The sequence below is a fragment of the Streptomyces sp. NPDC032940 genome (genome assembly GCF_040636935.1).
In the GTDB taxonomy this organism is placed as follows: Bacteria; Actinomycetota; Actinomycetes; order Streptomycetales; family Streptomycetaceae; genus Streptomyces.
On the sequence record NZ_JBEZVJ010000004.1, the window covers coordinates 256,241 to 278,869 of the forward strand.

Sequence of the window (22,629 nt, forward strand, 5' to 3'; positions counted from 1 at the left end):
GGCATGAGCGAAGCACTCCAGTCCCTCCTCGATCTGCTCGACCTCGAGCGGATCGAGGAGGACATCTACCGCGGCCACTCCCGCTCCGCCGTCGTCCCCCGGGTGTTCGGCGGGCAGGTGGCCGCCCAGGCCCTGGTGGCCGCCGGGCGCACGGTCCCCGCCGACCGGCACGCCCACTCCCTGCACGCGTACTTCCTGCGCCCCGGCGACCCGGGCGCGCCCATCGTCTACAACGTCGACCGCCTGCGCGACGGCCGTTCCTTCACCACCCGCCGGGTCGTCGCCGTCCAGCACGGCAAGCCGATCTTCGGCCTGTCGGCGTCCTTCCAGACGTACGAGGAGGGCCTGGAGCACCAGGCCCCGATGCCGCCCGCCCCGGACCCGGAGACCCTGCCCACCGGCGAGGAGCGGCTGCGGAGCTATCCGCACCTGCCCGCCGACACCGTGGAGCGGTTCATCGAGGCCCGTGCGGCCGTCGACCTGCGGTACGTGGACGACCCGCCGTTCGGCGACTTCGGCAGCCCCCGCGAGCCGCACTCCCAGGTGTGGTTCCGCACCAACGGCAAGCTCGCCGACGACCCCCTCCTGCACGTCGTGCTCGCCACGTACGTCTCCGACATGACGCTCCTCGACTCGGTGCTGCTCGCGCACGGCCGGGGCGGCTGGGCCGTCGGTGACGTCGTCGGGGCCTCGCTGGACCACGCGATGTGGTTCCACCGGCCGTTCCGCGCAGACGAGTGGCTGCTGTACGACCAGCAGTCGCCGTCCGCGTCCGGCGGCCGGGGCCTCGGCCAGGCCCGTATCTACACGCAGGACGGGCGGCTCGCCCTCTCGGTCATCCAGGAGGGCGTGGTCCGCGTCCCGCGCGAGCGCTGAGCGGCACGCCGGCGACGGCGCGACGGGCGGCGGCGCGGCACCTCCCCGGTGCGCGCCGCCGCCCTCGTCATGCCGTGACCAGGACCCGCGTCACTGGCCGAGGCCGGCCTCCGCCAGCAGGAACGCCGTCATCGGGTCGTAGTAGCGCGGGCTGACCACGTGGTCGTCCAGCGGCACGGTGACCTGGACGGTCCCCTCGGACTCGGCGAGGAACAGCGCCGGGTCGTTGCAGTCCGCGTACCCCACGGAGTCGACCCCGTGCTGACCGGCGTAACCGGCCCAGCCGTGGTCGGCGACGACCAGGTCGGGCAGCGGGCGGCCGGCGCGCTCCAGGCCGGTCAGGATGGCCTTCATCGGCTCCCCGGAGTGCGTGTGCCACAGGGAGGCGCCGTGCTCCAGCACCGCCACGTCCGCGAACTGCTGGACGTAACCCTCCTCCGTGGTCAGCCCCTCCGGGATCACGACGATCTCGCAGCCGGCGGCGCGCAGCGCGGCGGCCGTGGCGCGGTGCACGTCGAGCAGCCCGCCCGGGTGGCCGGTGGCGAACAGCACGCGCTGCCCGCCGTCCGCGGCCTTGCGCAGCCGTGCCGCCATGCGCTCGAGCCCGGCCACGGTCAGCTCGGGGTCGATGGTGTCCTGGCCGTACCGGTACTCCGGGTCGTCGTTGACGCCGACCCGCTCCGCCATCACCGCGAGCACGTCCTGTTCGTCGGTCCAGCGCTCGCCCAGCTCCAGCCCGAACCAGTAGTGACGGTCGCCGTTCGCCAGCTTCCGGTAGTGGGAGAGGTTGTTCTCGCGCGGCGTGGCGACGTCGCCCGCGATACGGGTTCTGACGAGGTGTTCGGCGAGTTCGGCGCGGCTGGGTGTCCCGGGTATCGGCATGGCTCCATTGTGTAGCAGCCGCCATTCGCAGTCCCGGCCATGTCACACGCTGGGACGTGGCTCACCTCCGCAGCGCGAACCACAGCTCCATCCGTACGTCCGGGTCGTCGAGGTCGGCCTCCAGGAGGGCCGCGCAGCGGGCGATGCGCTGGCGGACGGTGTTGCGGTGCACGGACAGGGCGACGGCGGTGCGGTCCCAGCTGCCGTGCAGGGACAGCCAGGCGCGCAGCGTCTCCGTCAGCGCCGGCACGGCCGCGACGGGCGCGAGCAGCGCGCGGGCGTGCGCCTCGGCGTCGGCGTCCGGGACGAGGTCGGCGAGGGCGGGCCGGGCGGCGTGCCGCACCAGGGGCACCCGGGTGGCCCGGGCCCGCGCCAGCGCCCGCGCGGCCTGCGCGTCGGCCGTCGCCCACTCGGCGGGCGGGACTGCGGGACTGACCCCGAGCGTCCACCCCCGCTGCGGCCCGGCGCCCGTACCGGCGGGGGCGGTGTCCGCGGCCGCCGGGACCAGGATCCGTACGACCTCGTCCGACGGGTCGACCAGCGGAGAGCCCAGGGCGGCGCCCAGGGCCGAGGCCGCGAGGGGGTCGGGGCGGCCCGTGTCGGGGCGGGCGTGGACGACGTGCCAGCGGGTGCCCGCGCCGCCGTCGAGCAGGGACGCGACCTCCTCGGGGCGGGCGCCCAGCAGCAGCCGTACGAGGGCGGACGAGCGGGCCGCGCCCGTCCCGCTCAGGTGCTCGCCGGTGAGCAGGGAGAGCAGCACCGCCGCGACCGAGGCGATGGTGTGGTCCCCGGACTCCCGCTGCGGCGCCGCGACCCCGAGCGCGAAACCCCCGCCGGTGCCGAGGGCGTAGGCCGCCAGACGGGTGCCGGCGACGGTGTCGGTGGCGGTCGTGGAGGTGCGGCTGGTGACGAACCGGGCCAGCTTCGCCAGCGCCCCGCGCACCTCGTCCCCCGGCTCCCGCCCCGCCGCCGCGATCTCGGCGCCACCCGGCCCGTACAGCACCGCCCGCCCGTCGAGCCGCGTCGCAAGCCGGCGCAGCACCGACGGCACCGGGTCCGGCCGGGAGGCCGCCGCGGCCAGCGCCTGCTGGGCCTCGGACACCCGCCGCAGCTCGGCCAGCCGGGCCTGCGCCATCAGCTGCCACACGGCACGGGCCACGCCGGAGAACGTCGTCCGCGGCGGCACCTCCACCAGCGGCAGCCCGTGCTTCTCGCAGGCCGCGACCAGCGCCTCCGGCACCGTGTCGTGCACCGGCGCCACCCCGAAGCCGAGCGCGGCGCCGCCCGCCGCCACGATCCGTGCGACGTACGCGTCGAAGTCGCTGCCCGCCCCGGCGGCGGGGATGTGCACGCCCGCCGTGAGCAGCAGCTCGCCGCCCAGCAGATACGGGTAGGGGTCGGCCATCTCGGAGGTGTGCGCCCAGTGGATCGCCACCCGGTCCGCCGGGGGCCCGGTGACCTGGCGCAGGGCGAGGTCCTCGCGGGACAGCAGGGCCGCGAGGGACACGGGAGGCGTGGGCGGGGCGACCCTCTCGCGCGCGGCCTTCTCCGGCGCGGCCTTCTCCCGCGCGGGCTTCTCCCGCGCGGGTTTCTCCTGCGGGGTCTTCTCCTGCACGATGGACGTTTCCTCCACTCCCGCGATCCCGAATGGAGGGAACGTACACTTCGCAGCCGCTTTTCGGCCACCTAGTGTCGTTCCGGACCGGAATCCCGCCACGGGACCGGCCCGGCTGCCGCGGGTACGGGCGGATGTCCCCGTCAGGCGCCGACCGGACAGGTCCGTCCGGACACCCCCCATCAGCACGACACGCCACCGATGAGTGCGCGAAGGAGGCCCCTCATGGCCGTCGACTACATAGTGATCGTCGTCTATCTCGCCGGCATGCTCGCCATGGGCTGGTGGGGCATGCGCCGCGCCAAGTCGAAGAGCGAGTTCCTCGTCGCCGGCCGCCGGCTCGGCCCCGCGATGTACTCGGGCACCATGGCGGCGATCGTCCTCGGGGGCGCGTCCACCATCGGCGGCGTCGGCCTCGGCTACCAGTACGGCCTCTCCGGCGCCTGGATGGTCGTCACCATCGGCCTCGGCATCCTCGCCCTGTCCGTCTTCTTCTCCGCCCGCATCGCCCGGCTGAAGGTCTACACCGTCTCCGAGATGCTGGACCTGCGCTACGGCGGCCGTGCGGGCGTCATCTCCGGCGTGGTCATGTGGGCGTACACGCTGATGCTGGCCGTCACCTCCACCATCGCCTACGCCACGATCTTCGACGTCCTCTTCGACGTGAACCGCACCCTCGCGATCGTCCTCGGCGGCACGATCGTCGTCGCGTACTCCACCCTCGGCGGCATGTGGTCCATCACGCTCACCGACATGGTGCAGTTCGTGGTGAAGACCATCGGCGTGCTGCTCCTGCTGCTGCCGATCGCCGTCGTCAAGGCCGGCGGCTTCGGCGAGATGAGGGCCCAGCTGCCCACCTCGTACTTCGACCCGCTGGGCATCGGCGGCGAGACGATCTTCACCTACGTGCTGATCTACACCTTCGGCATGCTCATCGGGCAGGACATCTGGCAGCGTGTCTTCACCGCGGGCAGCGACCGCACCGCCAAGTGGGGCGGCACCGTCGCCGGCACCTACTGCCTGGTCTACGCCGTCGCCGGCGCCGTCATCGGCACCGCCGCCAAGGTCCTCTACCCGAACCTCGCCAGCGCCGACGACGCCTTCGCCACCATCGTCAAGGACGAGCTCCCCGTCGGCGTGCGCGGCCTGGTGCTGGCCGCCGCCCTGGCCGCGGTGATGTCCACGTCCTCCGGCGCCCTCATCGCCTGCGCCACCGTCGCCAACAACGACATCTGGTCCCGGCTGCGCGGCGCCGTGCGCGGGCCGGACGAGGAGCACGACGAGGTCAAGGGCAACCGCGCCTTCATCCTCGTCATGGGCGTCGCCGTGATCGTCACCGCCATCGCCCTGAACGACGTCGTCGAGGCGCTCACCGTCGCCTACAACCTCCTCGTCGGCGGTCTCCTCGTGCCCATCCTCGGCGGCCTGCTGTGGAAGCGGGGCACCGCACAGGGCGCCCTCGCCTCCGTCGCCGTCGGCGGCCTCGCGGTCGTCGGCCTCATGGCCGGCTACGGCATCCTCGCCAACGAGCCCGTCTACTACGGCCTGCTGGCCTCCCTCGTCGTCTACGTCGCCGTCTCCCTGGCGACCCGGCCCACCGACGCGGCCGTCCTGGACGCCTGGCGCGACCGTCTCGCCGGCCGCGCCCCCGAATCCGCACCCGAACCGGTACCGGCCCACCAGTAGAGTCGTACCGAGCGGTACAGAGCAGTAAATACGCGAAGAAGCGTAAGAAGGAAGGCAATTCATGAGCAGCAACGAGACGCCCCGCGGTCCCGTCGACTCCTCCCGCGTCCCGCGGTACGCCGGGCCCGCGACCTTCGCCCGGCTGCCCCGCCTGGACGAGGTCGGCACCGCCGACGTCGCCGTGGTCGGTGTGCCGTTCGACTCCGGTGTCTCGTACCGGCCGGGCGCCCGCTTCGGCGGCAACGCCATCCGCGAGGCGTCCCGGCTCCTGCGCCCTTACAACCCGGCGCAGGACGCCTCCCCCTTCGCCCTCGCGCAGGTCGCCGACGGCGGCGACATAGCGGTCAACCCGTTCAACATCAACGAGGCCGTCGAGACGATCGAGGCCGCCGCCGACGACCTGCTCGGCACCGGCGCCCGGCTGATGACGCTGGGCGGCGACCACACCATCGCGCTGCCGCTGCTGCGCTCGGTGGCCAAGAAGCACGGCCCGGTCGCCCTGCTCCACTTCGACGCCCACCTGGACACCTGGGACACCTACTTCGGCGCCGAGTACACGCACGGCACGCCGTTCCGCCGCGCGGTCGAGGAGGGCATCCTCGACACCGAGGCGCTCTCCCACGTGGGCACCCGCGGCCCGCTGTACGGCAAGAAGGACCTCACCGACGACGAGAAGATGGGCTTCGGCATCGTCACCTCCGCCGACGTCTACCGTCGCGGCGCCGACGAGATCGCCGACCAGCTCCGTCAGCGCATCGGCGACCGCCCGCTGTACATCTCCATCGACATCGACTGCCTCGACCCGGCCCACGCGCCCGGCACCGGCACTCCCGAGGCCGGCGGCATGACCTCCCGCGAACTGCTGGAGATCCTGCGCGGCCTGGCCTCGTGCAACCTGGTGTCGGCGGACGTCGTCGAGGTGGCCCCGGCCTACGACCACGCCGAGATCACGTCCGTCGCCGCGTCCCACACCGCGTACGAGCTGACCACGATCATGTCCCGCCAGATCGCCCAGGAGAAGGCAGCGAAGTGACCCACGACCACGACCTGGTACTCCGTCCGACCGCCGACCAGACGGAGGCGGCCCTCAATCCTCCCCCCGGCCGCAACGGCGGAGACCTGGTCGTGGAGACCCTGGCCGGGCTGGGCGCGACCACCGTCTTCGGCCTGCCCGGCCAGCACGCCCTCGGCATGTTCGACGCGCTGCGCCGCTCGGACCTGCGCTACATCGGCCTGCGGGTGGAGAACAACGCCGGTTTCGCGGCCGACGCCTACGGCCGGATCACCGGCGAGGCGGCCCCGCTGCTGCTGTCGACCGGCCCGGGGGCCCTCACCTCGCTGGCGGCGCTCCAGGAGGCGCGGGCGGCCTCGGCGCCCGTCCTGGCGATCAGCAGCCAGGTCCCGACGGCCGGGCTTGGCGGCGGGCGCCACGGTTATCTGCACGAACTCCCGGACCAGGCGGCCTCCTTCCGGGGCGTGGTGAAGTCCGTCCACACCGTCCGCACCCAGTCCCAGATCCCGTCGGCCATCGCCGAGGCGTGGACGTCGGCGCTGACCGTCCCGCACGGGCCGGTGTGGGTGGAGATCCCGCAGGACGTCCTCCTGGCCGAGACGTCCGTCCCGCAGGTCACCGGCGGTGACACCCTCCCCGGGGACCTGCCCCCGCGCCCCGAGCTGACGGCCGTCGCCGCCGACCTGCTGACCCGCGCCGAGCGCCCCGCGATCATCGCGGGCGGGGGAGTGGTCCGTGCGGACGCCTCCGGCAAGCTGAGGCAGCTCGCCGAGCGGCTCCAGGCCCCGGTCGTGACGACCTTCGGCGGCAAGGGCGCCTTCCCGTGGACGCATCCGCTCTCCCTCCAGTCCTGGCTGGAGGACCGCCACACGACCGACTTCCTGGAGGACGCCGACGTCCTGCTGGTGGTCGGCTCGGGTCTCGGTGAACTCTCCTCGAACTACCACACGTTCGCGCCGCGCGGCCGGGTGATCCAGATCGAGGCGGACCTCGGCAAGCTGGAGTCCAACCACCCGGCCCTGGGCATCCACGCCGACGCCCGCCTCGCCCTCCAGGCCCTGCTGGAGACGGCGGACGAACGGCAGGACCCGACGGCCCCGGAACGCGTGCGGGCCCTGCTGGACAAGGTCCGCGGACGCATCGCCTCCCAGGACCTCACCCTGGAGCAGGACGTCCTGGCCGCCGTGCGCGCCGCCCTGCCGAAGAACGCGCCCTCCTTCTGGGACATGACGATCCTGGCCTACTGGGCCTGGTCGGCCTTCGACGCCCAGGCCCCCAACACCATGCACTCGGCCCAGGGCGCGGGCGGACTCGGCTACGGATTCCCGGCGGCCCTGGGAGCGGCTGCGGCCGACCCCACCCACCCGGTGCTGGCGGTCTCGGGGGACGGCGGCGCCCTCTACTCCATCGCCGAACTGGCCACCGCCCGCCAGTACGGCCTGAACGTCACCTGGCTGATCGTCGACGACGGCGGCTACGGCATCCTGCGCGAGTACATGACGGACGCCTTCGGACAGCCGACGGCGACCGAGCTGTCCCGCCCGGACTACGTGGCGCTGGCCGAGTCCTTCGGCGTCCCGGGCGTGCGCACGTCACCCGAGACCCTGGAGGCGGACCTGGCGAAGGCCCTGGCCGCCCCCGGCCCCTCGGTGGTCGTACTCCCGGCCGTGCTCCGCATGTTCGCGCCGACGCACCTGGACTGAGCCCCGGCGCACCCGGCCGGACGGCCGCCTGGGCTACCAGATCGCCTCGACCCACTCCGGGTGGTCGACGAACGGGTTGCGGTTGTGCTGGTAGGTGTCGTAGACGACCTGGTTGCGGCGCTCCTCGAAGGCGTCCGGCGGGTCCTCGTCGTTCCACTGCTTGAGCACCGCCAGCTTCCCGATGTACGGGTTGCTGCCGTTGTTCACGCTGCCGTTGACCTCCAGGTCGGCCCAGCCGTCGCCGCCCTCGTAGCGGACCGCCATGTAGAAGATCATGCGGGCCACGTCGCCCTTGACCGCGTCGCGGGGCTCGAAGGAGTCGGAGTCGGTGAGGCTGCCGCCGCCGTTGCTCACGGCGCTGCCGCCCTCGTCGAAGTCCTTGTTGCCCCGGACGCTGTTGACCTGGACGTCCTCGGGGCGCAGGTGGTGCAGGTCGGTGCCGGGCCCGGTGGCGGTGCCGAAGTCGCCGTGCGACTTGGCCCAGACGTGCTCGCGGTTCCAGTCGCCGGTGTCCCCGCCGTTCAGGGACTTGCTGCGGGAGACGCCCGAGTAGAGCAGGATCACGTTGCCGCTGTTCGCGGGGTCCTGGTCGGTGACCTTGAGCGCGTCCCAGACGGCCGAGTACGAGATCTTCGTCTGGTCGCTGATGATCGTGTGCAGGGAGGACTTGAGGGCGGTCCCCGTCTTGCCGACCGCGCTCTTGTAGTACGTCGTGTCGTAGTCGTTCGCGGCGGCCGTGGCGGGCGTCGCGGTCAGGGACGGGGCGGCGAGGCCGGCGAGGACGGCGGCCGCGGCGAGCGCCCCCGCTTTCCGGCGTCGGCGGGCGGACGTGCGTATCGCGAGCATGTGGGGTGTCCGATCTACGCGGGGTCTACGCGGGTTGATGCCCGAGTGATACCGCAGAGAGTGACATGGACATGCGACCCGGAGCGTGAAGAGAGGGTGGCGATTGCGTGACGGGATCCCGCCTTCGTCACGCGGTGCGTGGCGGCCCCCGAATGTTGCGGCGGGATGAAATCCTCGGTCGCCCGTGTTGGTGCCTTGCGGTAGATCAGGTGAGCAGGGCGACCGACCGGAGGACAGGCGTGGACGCGCAACGGGGATGGGCACGGCGACTGGCGGGCTACGCCTGGCGGTACCCCAAGGACGTCGTCCTCGCCCTCGGGGCCTCCCTCGGCGGCATGGCCGTCATGGCCCTCGTCCCGCTGATCACCAAGGTGATCATCGACGACGTCATCGGCGACAAGAGCAGGTCCATGGCCACCTGGGCCGGTGTCCTGATCGGCGCCGCGTTCGTCGTCTACGGCCTCACCTACGTCCGCCGCTACTACGGCGGACGGCTCGCCCTCGACGTGCAGCACGACCTGCGCACGGACATGTTCGCCACCATCACCCGCCTCGACGGGCGGCGCCAGGACGAGCTGTCCACCGGCCAGGTGGTCGGGCGGGCCACCAGCGACCTCCAGCTGATCCAGGGGCTGCTCTTCATGCTCCCGATGACCATCGGGAACGTCCTGCTCTTCCTGATCTCCCTGGTGATCATGGCGGTGCTGTCGCCGCCGCTGACGCTCGTCGCCCTCGCCGTCGCCCCCGCCCTGTGGTTCATCGCCCGCCGCAGCCGCAGCCGCCTGCACCCCGCCACCTGGTACGCCCAGGCCCAGGCCGCCGCCGTCGCCGGAGTGGTCGACGGCTCGGTGAGCGGCGTACGCGTCGTGAAGGGCTTCGGGCAGGAGGAGCAGGAGACCGGCAAGCTCCGGGAGGTCGGCCGCCGGCTGTTCGCCGGGCGGCTGCGGACCATCCGGCTGAACGCCGCCTACACCCCCGCCCTCCAGGCCGTCCCCGCCCTCGGACAGGTCGCCATGCTCGCCCTCGGCGGCTGGCTGGCGGTGCGCGGGCACATCACCCTGGGCACGTTCGTCGCCTTCTCCACCTACCTCGCCCAGCTCGTCGGCCCGGTCCGGATGCTGGCCATGGTCCTCACCGTCGGCCAGCAGGCCCGCGCCGGCACCGAACGCGTCCTGGAGCTGATCGACACCGAGCCGTCCCTGACCGACGGCGCCAGGGAACTCCCGGCCGACGCGCCCGCCACCGTCGAGTTCGACGACGTGTCCTTCGGCTACGACCCCGGACGCCCCGTCCTCGACGGCCTCTCCTTCGAGATCCGGCCCGGCGAGACCCTCGCCGTCGTCGGCTCCTCCGGCTCCGGCAAGTCCACCGTCTCCCTGCTGCTGCCGCGCTTCTACGACGTGACGCGCGGCGCCGTCCTCGTCGGCGGCCACGACGTGCGCGAGCTGACCCTGGACTCGCTGCGCGCCGCGATCGGGCTCGTGCCCGAGGACTCCTTCCTCTTCTCCGACACCGTGCGCGCCAACATCGCCTACGGCCGCCCCGACGCCACCGACGAGGAGATCGAGGCCGCCGCCCGGGCCGCCCAGGCCCACCGGTTCATCACCGCGCTGCCCGACGGCTACGACACCACCGTCGGCGAGCACGGCCTGACCCTCTCCGGCGGCCAGCGCCAGCGCGTCGCGCTCGCCCGCGCGATCCTCACCGACCCCCGGCTGCTGGTCCTGGACGACGCGACGTCCGCCGTGGACGCCCGCGTCGAGCACGAGATCCACGAGGCGCTCGCCCACGTCATGCGGGGCCGCACCACCCTGCTGATCGCCCACCGCCGCTCCACCCTGGGCCTCGCCGACCGCATCGCCGTCCTCGACCAGGGCCGCCTCGCCGACATCGGCACCCACGACGAGCTCCAGGAGCGGTGCGCCCTCTACCGCCGCCTGCTCACCGATCCCGACGAGCTCGGCGGGGTCTCGCCCGGCCACGCCCCGCCCGTCGAGCAGCGGGAGGACACCTCCGTCCGCGACGAGCTGGACGCCGAGTTCGACGCCGAGCGGGGCGTCACCCCCCGGCTGTGGACCGGCGACCGCGCCCCCAAGGACACCGCCCTCGCCGGCACCCCGGCCACGCCCGAGCTGCTCGCCCAGGTCGACGCCCTGCCCCCGGCCACCGACGTCCCCGACGTCGACGAGGCCCGCGCCGTGCTGCCCGAGCGGTCGTACGGCCTGCGCCGCCTCCTGCACGGCTTCGGGCGCCCCCTGCTCCTCAGCCTCGTCCTGGTCGCCGCCGACGCCGGCATGGGCCTGCTGCTGCCGGTCCTGATCCGCCACGGCATCGACGACGGCGTCAGCCGGCTCGCCCTCGGCGCGGTCTGGGCGGCCTCGCTGCTGGGCCTGCTCGCCGTGCTCGCCCAGTGGGCGGCGCAGACCGGCGAGATCCGCATGACCGGACGCACCGGCGAGCGGATCCTGTACTCCCTGCGCCTGAAGATCTTCGCCCAGCTCCAGCGGCTGGGCCTGGACTACTACGAGCGCGAGCTGACGGGCCGGATCATGACCCGGATGACCACGGACGTCGACGCCCTGTCGACGTTCCTCCAGACGGGCCTGGTCACCGCCTTCGTCTCGGTCGTCACCTTCTTCGGCATCATGGTCGCCCTGCTGGTGATCGACGTGCAGCTCGCCCTGATCGTCTTCGCCACGCTGCCGCCGCTGATCCTCGCCACGTTCTTCTTCCGCCGGGCCAGCGTGAAGGCGTACGAGCTGGCCCGTGAGCGGGTCTCCGCGGTCAACGCCGACCTCCAGGAGTCGGTCGCCGGGCTGCGGATCGTGCAGGCCTTCCGGCGCGAGCGCGACGGCGGGCGGCGCTTCGCCGAACGCAGCGACAGCTACCGGCAGGCCCGTATCCGCGGCCAGTGGCTGATCTCGGTCTACTTCCCCTTCGTGCAGCTGCTCTCCTCGGCCGCGGCCGCCGCGGTGCTGGTCGTCGGCGGCACCCGGATCGACGACGCGACGCTGACGACCGGCGCGCTGGTGGCGTACCTGCTCTACATCGACCTGTTCTTCGCGCCCGTCCAGCAGCTCTCCCAGGTCTTCGACGGCTACCAGCAGGCCACCGTCTCCCTCGGCCGCATCCAGGAGCTGCTGCGCGAGCCCACCTCGACCGCGGCCGCCGACCAGCCGCTCGACGTGCCCTCGCTGCGCGGCGACATCGCCTTCGAGGACGTGCACTTCCGTTACGGCGACGAGGAGGAGGCCCTCACCGGCATCGACCTGCGCATCCCCGCCGGGCAGACCGTCGCCTTCGTCGGCGAGACCGGCGCGGGCAAGTCCACCCTGGTCAAGCTGGTCGCCCGGTTCTACGACCCGACGTCGGGCCGGGTGACCGCCGACGGACGGGACCTGCGCACACTCGACCTCACCTCCTACCGGCACCGCCTCGGCGTCGTCCCGCAGGAGGCGTACCTCTTCCCCGGCACAGTCCGCGACGCCATCGCCTACGGGCGCCCCGACGCCACCGACGCCGAGGTGGAGGCGGCGGCGCGGGCGGTCGGCGCCCACGAGATGATCGCCACGCTGGAGGGCGGCTACCTCCACGAGGTAGCCGAGCGCGGGCGCAACCTCTCCGCCGGGCAGCGCCAGCTGATCGCGCTGGCCCGCGCCGAGCTGGTCGACCCGGACGTCCTGCTCCTCGACGAGGCCACCGCGGCCCTGGACCTGGCCACGGAGGCGCAGGTCAACCAGGCAACGGACCGGCTGGCGGGCCGCCGTACGACCCTGGTGGTGGCCCACCGGCTGACCACGGCCGCCCGCGCGGACCGGGTCGTCGTCATGGACCACGGACGCGTCGTCGAGGACGGCACGCACGACGAGCTGCTCGCGCTCGACGGCCGGTACGCGCGGCTGTGGCGGACCTTCGTCGGGGCCGCCGAACCCGAGGAGCCGGTCGGCGTGACCCGCTGACGACGAACCGGGCTCGCGCAACCATTCGAGCCGGGGTGTGCGTCCGTACATCCGTACGTCTGTCGATCACCGTACGGAAGGGGCCGGCGTGGGCGGAAGCGGTGCCGGAACACGTCGGCGGCTGGCGGCCTGCGCGGCCGTACTGACCGCGGCCGGACTCCTCGCGGTCGCGGCGCCCCACGAGGCGCGGGCGGCCTCCTCGTCCTGCGCCGGCCGCAAGGTCCGCACGCTGCCGTTCGCCACCGGCTCCGTGCTCGTCTACAAGCGCGGCGGCTACGTCTGCGCCGTCACCGTCCCCAAGAAGACCGGCGCCCCGCGGAAGATGTCCGTCAGCGTGCAGGCGCGCGGCGCCCGCCCGGTCGTCGACGCGGGCCGCTTCACCTACCGGGCCGGGCCGGTGACCGTGTACGCCGGACAGCGGTGCGTGTGGCTGCGGGGCGGCGTGGACCGGGGCGCCGTCAGCTCCGGCTGGATCCTCTGCTGATATCGGACCCCACCGGCCATTTCCCCATCTCCCCTGGTGTACGGGCGTGTTGCTCCGATAGCTTCCGGCGCACATCTGTTTCACAGGGAGGGTGCATGCGCAAGGCGCTCAGATGGCTGCTGGCGCTCGTGGTGCTCATAGGCACCGTCAGCACGGCGGGCGCGGCCACCGCCGCCGAGCCGAAGGCCGTCGACATCAAGGACCGGCTGCTGTCCATACCGGGCATGAGCCTGATCGAGGAGAAGCCGTACACCGGCTACCGCTTCTTCGTCCTGAACTACACGCAGCCGGTCGACCACCGGTACCCGTCCAAGGGCACGTTCCAGCAGCGGATCACCGTGCTGCACAAGGACGTGAGCCGCCCGACGGTCTTCTACACCGGCGGCTACAACGTCTCCACGAGCCCGAGCCGGCGCGAGCCGACCCAGATCGTGGACGGCAACCAGGTCTCCATGGAGTACCGCTACTTCACCCCGTCCCGGCCCCAGCCGGCCGACTGGTCCAAGCTGGACATCTGGCAGGCCGCCAGCGACCAGCACCGCATCTTCCAGGCCCTCAAGCCGGTCTACTCGAAGAACTGGATCTCCACGGGCGGCTCCAAGGGCGGCATGACCGCCACCTACTACGAGCGGTTCTACCCGCGCGACATGGACGGCGTCGTCGCCTACGTCGCCCCCAACGACGTGGTGAACAAGGAGGACTCGGCCTACGACCGCTTCTTCGCCACCGTCGGCACCGAGGAGTGCCGCGACCGCCTGAACGGCGTGCAGCGCGAGGCGCTGGTGCGCCGGGCGCCGCTGGAGAAGAAGTACGCCGCGTACGCGGCCGAGAACGGCTACACCTTCACCACCATCGGCAGCCTCGACCGCGCCTACGAGGCCGTCGTCCTCGACTACGTGTGGGGCTTCTGGCAGTACAGCACCCTCGCCGACTGCGCGGACATCCCGGCCGACGCGAAGAACGCCACCGACGAGGCGATCTGGGACTCCGTCGACACCATCTCCGGCTTCTCCGCCTACGCCGACCAGGGCCTGGAGACGTACACGCCGTACTACTACCAGGCGGGCACGCAGCTGGGCGCGCCGACGATCCACTTCCCGCACATCGAGAAGAAGTACATCCGCTACGGCTACCAGCCGCCGCGCAACTTCGTGCCCCGCTCGATCCCGATGACGTTCCAGCCGTGGGCCATGCGGGACGTCGACACCTGGGTGCGGCACAACGCCCACCACATGCTGTTCGTGTACGGCCAGAACGACCCGTGGGGCGCCGAGCGCTTCCGCCTGGGCCACGGGGCGCGTGACTCCTACGTCCTCACCGCCCCCGGCATGAACCACGGCGCCAACGTCGCCGGTCTGGTGCCCGAGCAGAAGGCCCTGGCCACCGCCCGCATCCTCGACTGGGCCGGCGTCGCGCCCGCGACCGTCCAGGAGAACCCGCAGGCGGCCAGGCCGCTCGCGGCGTTCGACGCCAGGCTGGACAAGCGGGACGTTCGGCAGGAGTCGACGCTGCGTCCGTAACATCCCGTCACGCCCGGGCCGTGCCCGGCCGTCGTGCGTGCGCAGGCACTCACAGCGGCCGGGCGCAGCCCACCGGGCGGTCGTCGTCGCCGAGGCGGACGAACAGGGCGGTCCCCGCCGGGCACTGCGCCCGGCGGGTGACCGCCTCGACCACCTTGTACCGGGGTTTCCGCTCGCCCTCGCCGTCGCACGCGGTCTCGCGGACCCTCCCCTCACCGGCGTCGTGGACGCAGTCGCCGACGATCGTGCGCGGTCCGCCCCCGCCCCCCGGATCGCCGGGGTGCGGCGGCCGGAGCGACCGCATGCAGGCGTACCCCTGGGTCACCACCCCGTCCCCGTCCTCGTCGGCGGAGGGCCGCTGCTCGCTGATGTGCAGGACGAAGTCGGTGGTCGCCGGGCAGGGCGGCCCACTCGACGCCTTCCCGTCGTGCCGGGCCACGACCCGGGCCGCCGCCCGTCCGCTCGCGCACGGCACCTCGGTGAAGCTCGCCGTCCCGGACGAGCTGCACTCGTCGACGGCCAGGAACACCGCCCCGTACCCGGACGGCCGGCTGACGGCCGCCGCGGGCGTCCGGTCGCCGGGCCGCCCGCCGGTCCCGCCCGGATCCGACCCGCCCGACGCCGGGGCCTGACAGCCCGCCAGCACCCCGGCGAGCAGCGCCGAGAGCGCGCACAGCACGCCCGTGAACCGTCTTGCACGCATCGCCGTCCCCCCCGGGTCCCCCGCCCAGCGTGACCCGCCGCAGCGGGCGCACGCCAGACGCGCGGGGTGCTTTGCGCACGGTGAGGGGCTGCGCTCCCGGCGCGTGGCGTACGCCGCGCTACGACCGGTACGACAGGCCGTGGCCGACCGGGTACAGGACGGTCGCCGGATCGTCCGCCCGCACCACCGGCACGGGCAGCTTCCCGCGCGGCCGCACCCGTCCGGCGATGACCCGGGCCGCCGCCCGCACCTCGACGTCCGTCCACGAGTACGCGGCCAGGACGGCCGGGACGCCGGGGAGCTGGGCCACGTCGTACGGATTGCGGATCGCGACGGCCACCACCGGCTTCCCGGTCGCCAGCAGCCGCGTGACCAGCGTGCGCTGACTGCTGCCCGCCGTGACGTTGTACGTGGCGACCACCACCGCGTCAGCGTCCCCGGCGGCGGCGACCGCCCGGTCGACGACGGCGGCGGACGGGGCGGTGCCGGTGGACAGGGCGGTGGCCGTGAAGCCCAGCTCGCCCAGCGCGCCCGCGAGGGTGCCCGTCGGCGGGCCGGTCGTGCCCGACGGGGAGGCCGGGTCGGCGCCGACGACGAGCACCTTCGGCGTCCGGCGGCGGGACAGCGGCAGCAACTGCCCCTCGTTGACCAGCAGGGTGGTGCTCCGCTCGGCGATCCGGTCGGCGGCGGCCAGGTGCGCCCGGGTGCCGACCGTCCGGTCCACGTCCCGGCTCCCGGTGTACGCGTCCTCGAAGAGGCCCAGCTTCGCCTTCAGCCGCAGCACGCGCAGGATCGATTCGTCGAGCCGTTCCTCGGTCAGCTCGCCCGCGCGCACGGCCGTCAGCACCGCGTTCCACGCGAGGTCCAGGTCCGGCGGGTTGAGCAGCTGGTCGACGCCGGCCTTCAGCGCCAGCACCGGCACCCGGTCGTCGCCGTACTTGGTGCGCACGCCCTCCATGCCGAGGGAGTCGGTGACCACGACCCCGTCGTAGCCCAGCTCCTCGCGCAGGATGCCGGTGAGGATCGGGCGGGAGAGGGTGGCCGGGTCCTCGGAGGCGTCGAGCGCCGGGACCACGAGGTGGGCGGTCATGATCGAGTCGATGCCGGCCGCGATCGCCGCACGGAACGACGGCGCGTCCAGCTCCTCCCACTGCTCACGGCTGTGCGTGATGACCGGGAGGCCGGTGTGGCTGTCGGTGGCCGTGTCCCCGTGCCCGGGGAAGTGCTTGGCGCACGCCGCGACACCGGAGTGCTGGTACCCCGTCACCTCGGCGGCCACCAGCCCGGCCACCGCTGCCGGGTCGGCGCCGAAGGAGCGTACGCCGATCACGGGGTTGGCCGGGTTCACGTTGACGTCGGCCACGGGGGAGTAGTCCTGGCGGATGCCCATCGCGCGCAGCTCGGCGCCGGAGATCCGGCCGAGGGTGCGGGCGTCGGACCGCGAGCCGTTCGCGCCGACGGCCATCGCGCCGGGGAAGAGGGTCGCCGGCTCCCCCACGCGGGCCACTATCCCGTGCTCCTGGTCCGTGGAGATGAGCACCGGCAGCCCGCGCGGCAGCGACAGGGACGCCTGCTGGATGCCGTTGGACAGACCGGCGATCTGGTGCGGGTCGCGGGTGTTGTGCGCCCAGGCGAAGTAGATGATGCCGCCGACCCGGTACTTGGCGATCAGCTCGGCCGCCGTGCGGACGCCGATCTCCTTGAGGTTGGCGTCGACGTCGGCCTGGTCGGGGGCGGTGGCGGAGTGGCCGTAGACCCGCATCACGAAGAGCTGGCCGACCTTCTCCTCCAGCGTCATGCGGGAGATGAGGGCGCGGAGCCTGTCGTCGTCGGGCCGGCGCCGGCCGGCGTGGGCGGTGCCGCCCGCCGCGAGCACCGCGGTGACGCCCGCGGTGGCGGCGAGGACGGTACGTCTGGAGGGTCGTGCGGTGCTTCCCGGGCCGGCCGTGCTGCTGTCTTGCACGTGCGCTCCTTCCGGAGTGATCCGCTGCGGAATCGCTGGAGAGCTGCTGAAGGAAACTTCCAAGGAGCCACCAATATCCGGGAAGTTTCTGCCAGTCAAGGGAGCGCACACGAGTCGTCCGGGCAGCGGGCGGCGGGGCGGGTCCGGGGGCCGCCATCGGCGCACAGGGAGGGGGGCGCGCCGATGGCGGCGGGCTGCCGGCCGCGGTGCGGAGGAGAGGGAGGTCAGCGATCGCAGCCAGCAGCGAGGCCGACACCGCACCGCGGAGACTCTTCCGGCAACGTGCGCATTGGACGACGGAAGGCCGGTCGGGGTTCCCGGCGCGGGGCCGGGAATCGAAATCGGTGCCGAGGGTGCCTGAGGTGCCCGTGGTGCCCGTGGTGCCCGTGGTGCCCGTGGTGCCGTGGGCTCAGCCGGACGCCCGGGCCGCTGCCGGGGCGGCGTGCGCGGAGACGGCCGGCCAGTGCGCACGCAGGGCGCGCACGGTCTCCGCGATCGCCGGACGCCGGGCGGCCCCCGCGCGCCACAGCGCGTACAGCCGCCGTACAGGCATAGGGTCGAGCGGGACCTCCACCACCCCGGCGGGCAGCGGGCCGCGCCCCAGCCGGGGGATCACCGCGATGCCGAGACCGGCGGCGACCAGGGCGACCAGGGTCGGGTTCTCGTCGGCCTGGTGGACGATGTCCGGCTCGTGCCCGGCCATCCGCAGGGTCCGCACCAGCCAGTCGTGGCAGACCCGGCCGGGCGGCTGGCAGATCCAGCGCTGCCCGCCCAGCTCCTGTCGCCGCACCGCTCCTCGCCCGGCGAAGGGATGCCCCTCGGGGACGAGCAGGTCGCACAGGTCCTCGCCGATCGCCGCCTGCTCCACCCCGGCCGGGGCGGGCAGCGGCGCGATGTCCCAGTCGTGCGCGACGACGAGGTCGACGGCGCCCTTCGCCACCAGGTCCACGGACAGGTGCGGATCGGCCTCGCTCAGCCGGGTGTCGAGCGCGGGGTGGCGGGCCGCCAGGTCGGCCAGCACGGGCGGCATCAGCCCGCGCGCCGCCGACGGGAACGCGGCGACGGTCAGCCGCCCCGCGGGCACCCCGCGCCGCTCCTCCAGTTCGGTCTCCGTGCGCTCCACGATGGCCATCAGCTCGCGTGCCGCGGCGGCCAGTTGACGCGCCTCGTCGGTGAGCCGCACCCCGCGTCCCTCGCGCTCGAGGAGGACCGTCCTGGTCTCCCGTTCCAGCTTGGCGATCTGCTGGGAGACGGCGGACGGGGTGAAGCCGAGCGCGGCGGCGGCCGCGCCGACGGTGCCGTGCACGGAGACGGCGTGCAGTGCGCGCAGGCGCTGCAGATCGAGCATCTCGGCTCCCGGACGCGAGTGAGAGATCGGCGGTGCTGTGACGGGCTTGCTTTGCTCAGCGTTGCTTCATCCAACCATGCAGCAATCATCGCTGGTGCTACACGGTTGCGGGGGGTGATCCTCGACGCATGCGACCTTCTCACCTCGCTCTCGGCGTGTTCGTCGCCGCCGTCTGGGGCGTCAACTTCACGGTCATCGAGATCGGCCTCGACCACTTCCCGCCCCTCCTCTTCTCCGCCCTGCGCTTCCTGGTGGCGGCCCTGCCCGCCGTCTTCCTCGTGGGCCGCCCCAAGGTGGCCTGGAAATGGATCGTGGCGGTGGGCCTGGTGCTCGGCGTGGCGAAGTTCGGCCTGGTCTTCGTCGGCATGGACGCCGGGATGCCGGCCGGTCTGTCGTCCCTGGTACTCCAGATCCAGGCGGTGTTCACGGCGGTGATCGCGGCGGCGGTACTGGGCGAACGCCCCACCGGCATCCGGGTGCTGGGCATGGTCGTGGCCTGCGCGGGCATCGGCGTGGCGGCGGTCGACGAGGGCACCTCCGGCCCGCTGGGCGCCTTCGCCCTGGTGATCGCCGCGGCGGCGGCCTGGGGCGTGTCCAACGTCCTCACCCGCAAGGCGGCCCCGCCCGACGCGCTGAACTTCATGGTGTGGGTCTCGACCGTCCCCGTCCTGCCGCTCCTCGCCCTGTCCGTGCTGACGGAGGGCGCCTCCCGGGACCTCGACGCCCTGCGCGGCATGGACTGGCAGGGCGCGGGCACGCTGCTCTTCGTCGCCTGGGTCTCGACGGTCTTCGGCTTCGGTGCCTGGGGCTGGCTGCTGCGCCGTCACCCCGCCTCCACGGTCGCGCCGTTCTCCCTCCTGGTCCCGGTCTTCGGGATGACGTCGGCGGCGCTCTTCCTGGGCGAGCCGGTGACCCCGTTGCGCTGGTGCGCGGGGGCCCTGCTGGTGGGCGGGGTGGCGCTGACCTCGGTGACGGTGACCCGCCGTCCGCGCCGGGAGGAAAACCCGTTCGACGTGAGTGGGAGCGGACGGCAGAATCCGGCCGGTGACGTTCGCACTGAAGGCACCGGTACTCGAAGGCACGTCGGTGCGGCTGGAGCCGCTGGGCCCGCGGCACGCGGCTGACCTCGCCCTGGCGGCGGAGGAGGAGCGCGGCACCTACGGCTTCACCTGGGTGCCCCGGGCCGGCGAGGTCGGCTCCTACCTCGAGGTCCAGGCGGCCCGGGCGGCCACGGGACGGCTGGCGCCCTTCGCGCAGATCTCCCTCGCCACGGGACGGGCGGTCGGCGCCACGGCGTACTGGGATCCGCGGTCGTGGCTGACGGAGGACGCGCTCGACGCCGTCGAGGTCGGCTTCACCTGGCTGGCCCGCTCCGCCCAGGGCACCGGCATCAACACCGAGGCCAAGTTCCTCCTGTTCCGGCACGCCTTCGAGGTCTGGGGCGTCTCCCGGGTCGACCTGAAGACCGATGCCCGCAACAGCCGCTCACGCGCGGCCATCGAGTCGGTCGGCGCCCGCTTCGAGGGCGTCCTGCGCAACTGGTCCGTCTCCCGCGTGCCGGGCGAGGAGGGACGGCTGCGCGACTCCGCGGTCTACTCGGTCACGGCCGCGGAATGGCCGCAGTGCCGGGCACGGCTGGAGACCCGGGTCGCGTCGCTGCCGGGCGGCCGGGAATTCCACCGCGCCTGATTTCTTCTTGAAACGAAAGAAGGATTTGAAGCGTCAGGCGAACGGCCGGGCGGACACCCTTACGAACTACTTGTCTGGATAAACCTTCACTCGTTTGCCGCGCATCCGGATGAGGCGGCCGACGTTAGTGAGGGCATGACCAAGGTATCTGGGGGGAAGTGTCCTCCTTGGGCTTCCGGACGGACGAGCACGGCGGGGGAGCAGGGCGGAACACCCGTCGCGCTCAGGGAGACCGAGCCGATTCTGCGGGATTTCCCGAATGCCGTGGGCGAGCTCCGGGAAGACCTCGCCGCCCGGTGGGCCACCATGCGGGAACGGCCCGTCTTCTCGCGGGCCGAGTGATCGGGCCGTGCACGACGAGGAACTGTATTACGGACCGGATTTCTCCCCCTACGGCACCCCTTACCACGAGCCCGGCCACGGCCGTCACCGCGCTCCCGCCGACGACCTGTCGATGCCCCTCCCCGACATGTCCTGGGACCCGGCCGAAGAGCTGGCCTTCATGCTGCAGGACGCCCTGGAGGAACAGCTCCCCGAGAGCCCGTTTCCCCCGGACGAACCCCCGGAAGTGCCCCAGGCACCGGCCCCGGGCAGCCCCCTGCAGAACCTCGAGGAGATCACGGCCGAGCTGCCTCCGCTGAGAGCGTCCGGCCGCAGCCACCGCAAGGTGCGGGAGCGGCGCGGCCCGCGAGGACTCCAGGCGGTCAGCTACGTCATCGCCGCTGCCATCACCGTCATCGCCTCCGCGGTCAGCCTCTTCGGCGGCATGGTCGCCTACGACCCCCTGCGCGTCGTCGCCCTGACCCGCCTTCAGTCCGGCGCCGTGTCGTGGTGGCCCCTGCTCGTCTACGGCCCCTGGCTCGCGGCCTCGCTGTCGGTCCTGCGGGCGGCGCTGCACCGGCGCCGGGCCGTTCACTCCTGGTGCGTCGTCCTGGCGTTCTCGCTCATCGCGATGCTCCTGTGCGTGGCCGCCCAGACGCCCAGAACCGTCATCGACGTGGCCGCCGCCGCCCTGCCGGGCCTGGCGTCGCTGACCTGCTTCCAGCAGCTCGTACGCCAGATCACACTGACCCGCCCGCCTCGGCGCGCCGTGGCACCCCGGCACCGCATGCGGCCCTCGTCCCCGGAAGGGTCCGACACGGCGAGGCCGGCCGACCCGGCCCCGGACCGGCCCGCCGGCACCCCGGGAGCTCCGGGCGCGCGGCGCGACGGCACCCGGTCCGCCGGCGGTCACCGGCCGGCGGCGGACCGGCCGCAGGAGCCCACACCGAAGACGTACGTGATCAGCGACAACCGGCCCCTGCGCAACCAGGCGCGGCAGCGCACGCCCGGCCCCTTCCCGCAGCCCCGGCGCGCCGGCCGTCAGGCCGACTCGTTGAGCAGCCGGTCCAGGTGACGGCGGCCCCCGTCCAGCAGCCCGGGCAGCGGGGCCGCCGCCTCGTACCAGCGCTTCTCGTACTCCCAGCACAGCCAGCCGTCCCAGCCCCCGCGGGAGAGCACCTCGACGCACTCGGCGAGCGGCAGCACACCCGCGCCGAGCGGGAGCGGCGTGGTGTCCTCGACGGAGGCGATGTCCTTCACCTGCACGTACCCGAGGTGCGGGGACAGGGCCGCGTAGGTGTCCAGGGGCTGCTCGCCGCCCAGCCAGGTGTGCATGACGTCCCACAGCGCGCCGACCTGCCGGTGACCGACCAGACCGAGCACGCGCATCGCGTCGGCGCCGGTGCGGTGCGAGTCGTGGGTCTCCAGCAGGATGCGCACCCCCGCGTCGGTGGCGTGCTCGGCGGCGGTGCCCAGACGCCGGGCGGCCGTCGCGTCGGCCTCCCCGGGGCTCTGGCCGCCGTCGGCGCCGGGGAAGACCCGGACGTACGAGGCGCCCAGGTCGCGGGCCAGATCGACCAGGTCGCGGATCTCGGCGACGACGGCGTCGTCGTCCCCGGGCGCGGCGACCCGCACATACCCGGCGACGGTGAGCACCTCGACACCGGCCGCCTCGAACGCGGCGGCGGCATCGGCCCGTTCGGCGGGGGAGAGGCCGGGGTTGACCGGCTCCTCGGGGTGGGCGCGCAGTTCGACACCGTGGTATCCGTGCGCGGTCGCGAGCCGCAGCACGTCGGGCAGGGGCAGTCCGGGCAGACCGAGGGTGGAGAACGCCAGCTTCATGCCCGGGGACCCTACCCGCGATCGGCCCGCGGATTCCCGCTTCGGGGCGGTGTCGCGGGCGAAGCCGTCCCGGGGCGGGGGTGTGCCTTCGGCCAGTCCTGTCGCGGTCCCGGCGGGCCTCACCTTCTCGAGGCGCGGGAGGGCGCATCCCGGTCCGCTCGGCGTCTCGGGGTGGCCCTC

At 73.3% G+C, this 22,629-nt stretch carries 17 protein-coding genes; 10 read left to right on the top strand and 7 right to left on the bottom strand.

Features of this window, described 5'->3' with window-relative positions; genetic code table 11:
• The first annotated feature begins 3 nt into the window (after positions 1–3).
• Positions 4–876 (top strand): acyl-CoA thioesterase II, encoded by an 873-nt coding sequence (locus AB0E77_RS08225; protein WP_361567283.1) that lies wholly within the window; start codon positions 4–6, stop codon positions 874–876.
• Between the two features lie 90 nt (positions 877–966).
• On the opposite strand, the gene AB0E77_RS08230 is transcribed toward AB0E77_RS08225, so the two are convergent.
• Positions 967–1,758: a phosphatase gene (locus AB0E77_RS08230; RefSeq protein WP_361567286.1), complete on the bottom strand. Its 792-nt coding sequence runs from the start codon at positions 1,756–1,758 to the stop codon at positions 967–969.
• Positions 1,759–1,819: 61 nt separating this feature from the next.
• A complete protein-coding gene (locus tag AB0E77_RS08235) occupies positions 1,820–3,265 on the bottom strand; it encodes a PucR family transcriptional regulator ligand-binding domain-containing protein (protein ID WP_361567525.1) in 1,446 nt (481 codons plus the stop codon).
• Positions 3,266–3,598: 333 nt separating this feature from the next.
• Here AB0E77_RS08235 and AB0E77_RS08240 point away from each other — a divergent pair, with 333 nt between their 5' ends.
• The 3 genes from AB0E77_RS08240 to AB0E77_RS08250 all read left to right on the top strand — a co-directional run bounded on the left by AB0E77_RS08240 (position 3,599) and on the right by AB0E77_RS08250 (position 7,774).
• Complete coding sequence (locus AB0E77_RS08240) at positions 3,599–5,059, top strand: sodium:solute symporter (RefSeq protein WP_361567289.1); 1,461 nt, start codon at positions 3,599–3,601, stop codon at positions 5,057–5,059.
• A gap of 61 nt (positions 5,060–5,120) precedes the next feature.
• A complete protein-coding gene (speB, locus tag AB0E77_RS08245) occupies positions 5,121–6,092 on the top strand; it encodes an agmatinase (protein ID WP_350717935.1) in 972 nt (323 codons plus the stop codon).
• A complete protein-coding gene (locus tag AB0E77_RS08250) occupies positions 6,089–7,774 on the top strand; it encodes a thiamine pyrophosphate-binding protein (protein ID WP_361567292.1) in 1,686 nt (561 codons plus the stop codon). Before speB ends, AB0E77_RS08250 begins: the two co-directional genes overlap by 4 nt.
• 33 nt (positions 7,775–7,807) lie before the next feature.
• On the opposite strand, the gene AB0E77_RS08255 is transcribed toward AB0E77_RS08250, so the two are convergent.
• Positions 7,808–8,620 carry an endonuclease gene (locus tag AB0E77_RS08255; protein WP_361567294.1) on the bottom strand — a complete coding sequence of 271 codons (813 nt, stop codon included), beginning with the start codon at positions 8,618–8,620 and terminating at the stop codon, positions 7,808–7,810.
• 239 nt (positions 8,621–8,859) lie between these two features.
• Between AB0E77_RS08255 and AB0E77_RS08260 the strand changes: the two genes are divergently transcribed.
• From AB0E77_RS08260 to AB0E77_RS08270, 3 genes are all read left to right on the top strand, one after another.
• Complete coding sequence (locus tag AB0E77_RS08260) at positions 8,860–12,579, top strand: ABC transporter ATP-binding protein (protein WP_361567297.1); 3,720 nt, start codon at positions 8,860–8,862, stop codon at positions 12,577–12,579.
• A gap of 88 nt (positions 12,580–12,667) precedes the next feature.
• Positions 12,668–13,063, top strand: coding sequence for a hypothetical protein (locus tag AB0E77_RS08265; RefSeq protein WP_361567300.1), 396 nt, complete (start codon positions 12,668–12,670; stop codon positions 13,061–13,063).
• A 95-nt stretch (positions 13,064–13,158) separates the two neighbouring features.
• The gene (locus AB0E77_RS08270; RefSeq protein ID WP_361567302.1) at positions 13,159–14,583 is read left to right on the top strand and encodes a S28 family serine protease; all 1,425 of its coding nucleotides are present in this window, start codon (positions 13,159–13,161) and stop codon (positions 14,581–14,583) included.
• A gap of 49 nt (positions 14,584–14,632) precedes the next feature.
• On the opposite strand, the gene AB0E77_RS08275 is transcribed toward AB0E77_RS08270, so the two are convergent.
• The 3 genes from AB0E77_RS08275 to AB0E77_RS08285 form a co-directional block, all read right to left on the bottom strand.
• Positions 14,633–15,286 (bottom strand): hypothetical protein, encoded by a 654-nt coding sequence (locus AB0E77_RS08275; RefSeq protein WP_361567304.1) that lies wholly within the window; start codon positions 15,284–15,286, stop codon positions 14,633–14,635.
• A 118-nt stretch (positions 15,287–15,404) separates the two neighbouring features.
• The gene (locus AB0E77_RS08280; RefSeq protein WP_361567307.1) at positions 15,405–17,249 is read right to left on the bottom strand and encodes a glycoside hydrolase family 3 protein; all 1,845 of its coding nucleotides are present in this window, start codon (positions 17,247–17,249) and stop codon (positions 15,405–15,407) included.
• A gap of 409 nt (positions 17,250–17,658) precedes the next feature.
• A complete protein-coding gene (locus AB0E77_RS08285; protein WP_361567309.1) occupies positions 17,659–18,597 on the bottom strand; it encodes a LysR family transcriptional regulator in 939 nt (312 codons plus the stop codon).
• Between the two features lie 128 nt (positions 18,598–18,725).
• On the opposite strand from AB0E77_RS08285, the gene AB0E77_RS08290 reads away from it, so the two are divergent.
• From AB0E77_RS08290 to AB0E77_RS08300, 3 genes are all read left to right on the top strand, one after another.
• Positions 18,726–19,721, top strand: coding sequence for an EamA family transporter (locus AB0E77_RS08290; protein WP_361567312.1), 996 nt, complete (start codon positions 18,726–18,728; stop codon positions 19,719–19,721).
• Positions 19,642–20,286 carry a GNAT family protein gene (locus AB0E77_RS08295; protein ID WP_361567314.1) on the top strand — a complete coding sequence of 215 codons (645 nt, stop codon included), beginning with the start codon at positions 19,642–19,644 and terminating at the stop codon, positions 20,284–20,286. The genes AB0E77_RS08290 and AB0E77_RS08295 overlap by 80 nt, the downstream gene beginning before the upstream one ends.
• Before the next feature lie 454 nt (positions 20,287–20,740).
• Complete coding sequence (locus AB0E77_RS08300) at positions 20,741–21,682, top strand: DUF2637 domain-containing protein (RefSeq protein ID WP_361567528.1); 942 nt, start codon at positions 20,741–20,743, stop codon at positions 21,680–21,682.
• On the opposite strand, the gene AB0E77_RS08305 is transcribed toward AB0E77_RS08300, so the two are convergent.
• Positions 21,649–22,449, bottom strand: coding sequence for a sugar phosphate isomerase/epimerase family protein (locus tag AB0E77_RS08305; RefSeq protein ID WP_361567317.1), 801 nt, complete (start codon positions 22,447–22,449; stop codon positions 21,649–21,651). The two genes, AB0E77_RS08300 and AB0E77_RS08305, sit on opposite strands and share 34 nt — an antisense overlap.
• Positions 22,450–22,629: the final 180 nt, after the last annotated feature.

Excerpts from the sequence above, each read along its gene's own strand:
- AB0E77_RS08225 (WP_361567283.1), top strand. The coding sequence starts at position 4 with ATGAGCGAAGCACTCCAGTCCCTCCTCGATCTGCTCGACCTCGAGCGG.
- AB0E77_RS08230 (WP_361567286.1), bottom strand. The coding sequence starts at position 1,758 with ATGCCGATACCCGGGACACCCAGCCGCGCCGAACTCGCCGAACACCTC.
- AB0E77_RS08240 (WP_361567289.1), top strand. The coding sequence starts at position 3,599 with ATGGCCGTCGACTACATAGTGATCGTCGTCTATCTCGCCGGCATGCTC.
- speB (WP_350717935.1), top strand. The coding sequence starts at position 5,121 with ATGAGCAGCAACGAGACGCCCCGCGGTCCCGTCGACTCCTCCCGCGTC.
- AB0E77_RS08255 (WP_361567294.1), bottom strand. The coding sequence starts at position 8,620 with ATGCTCGCGATACGCACGTCCGCCCGCCGACGCCGGAAAGCGGGGGCG.
- AB0E77_RS08270 (WP_361567302.1), top strand. The coding sequence starts at position 13,159 with ATGCGCAAGGCGCTCAGATGGCTGCTGGCGCTCGTGGTGCTCATAGGC.
- AB0E77_RS08275 (WP_361567304.1), bottom strand. The coding sequence starts at position 15,286 with ATGCGTGCAAGACGGTTCACGGGCGTGCTGTGCGCGCTCTCGGCGCTG.
- AB0E77_RS08285 (WP_361567309.1), bottom strand. The coding sequence starts at position 18,597 with ATGCTCGATCTGCAGCGCCTGCGCGCACTGCACGCCGTCTCCGTGCAC.
- AB0E77_RS08290 (WP_361567312.1), top strand. The coding sequence starts at position 18,726 with ATGCGACCTTCTCACCTCGCTCTCGGCGTGTTCGTCGCCGCCGTCTGG.
- AB0E77_RS08300 (WP_361567528.1), top strand. The coding sequence starts at position 20,741 with ATGCCCCTCCCCGACATGTCCTGGGACCCGGCCGAAGAGCTGGCCTTC.
- AB0E77_RS08305 (WP_361567317.1), bottom strand. The coding sequence starts at position 22,449 with ATGAAGCTGGCGTTCTCCACCCTCGGTCTGCCCGGACTGCCCCTGCCC.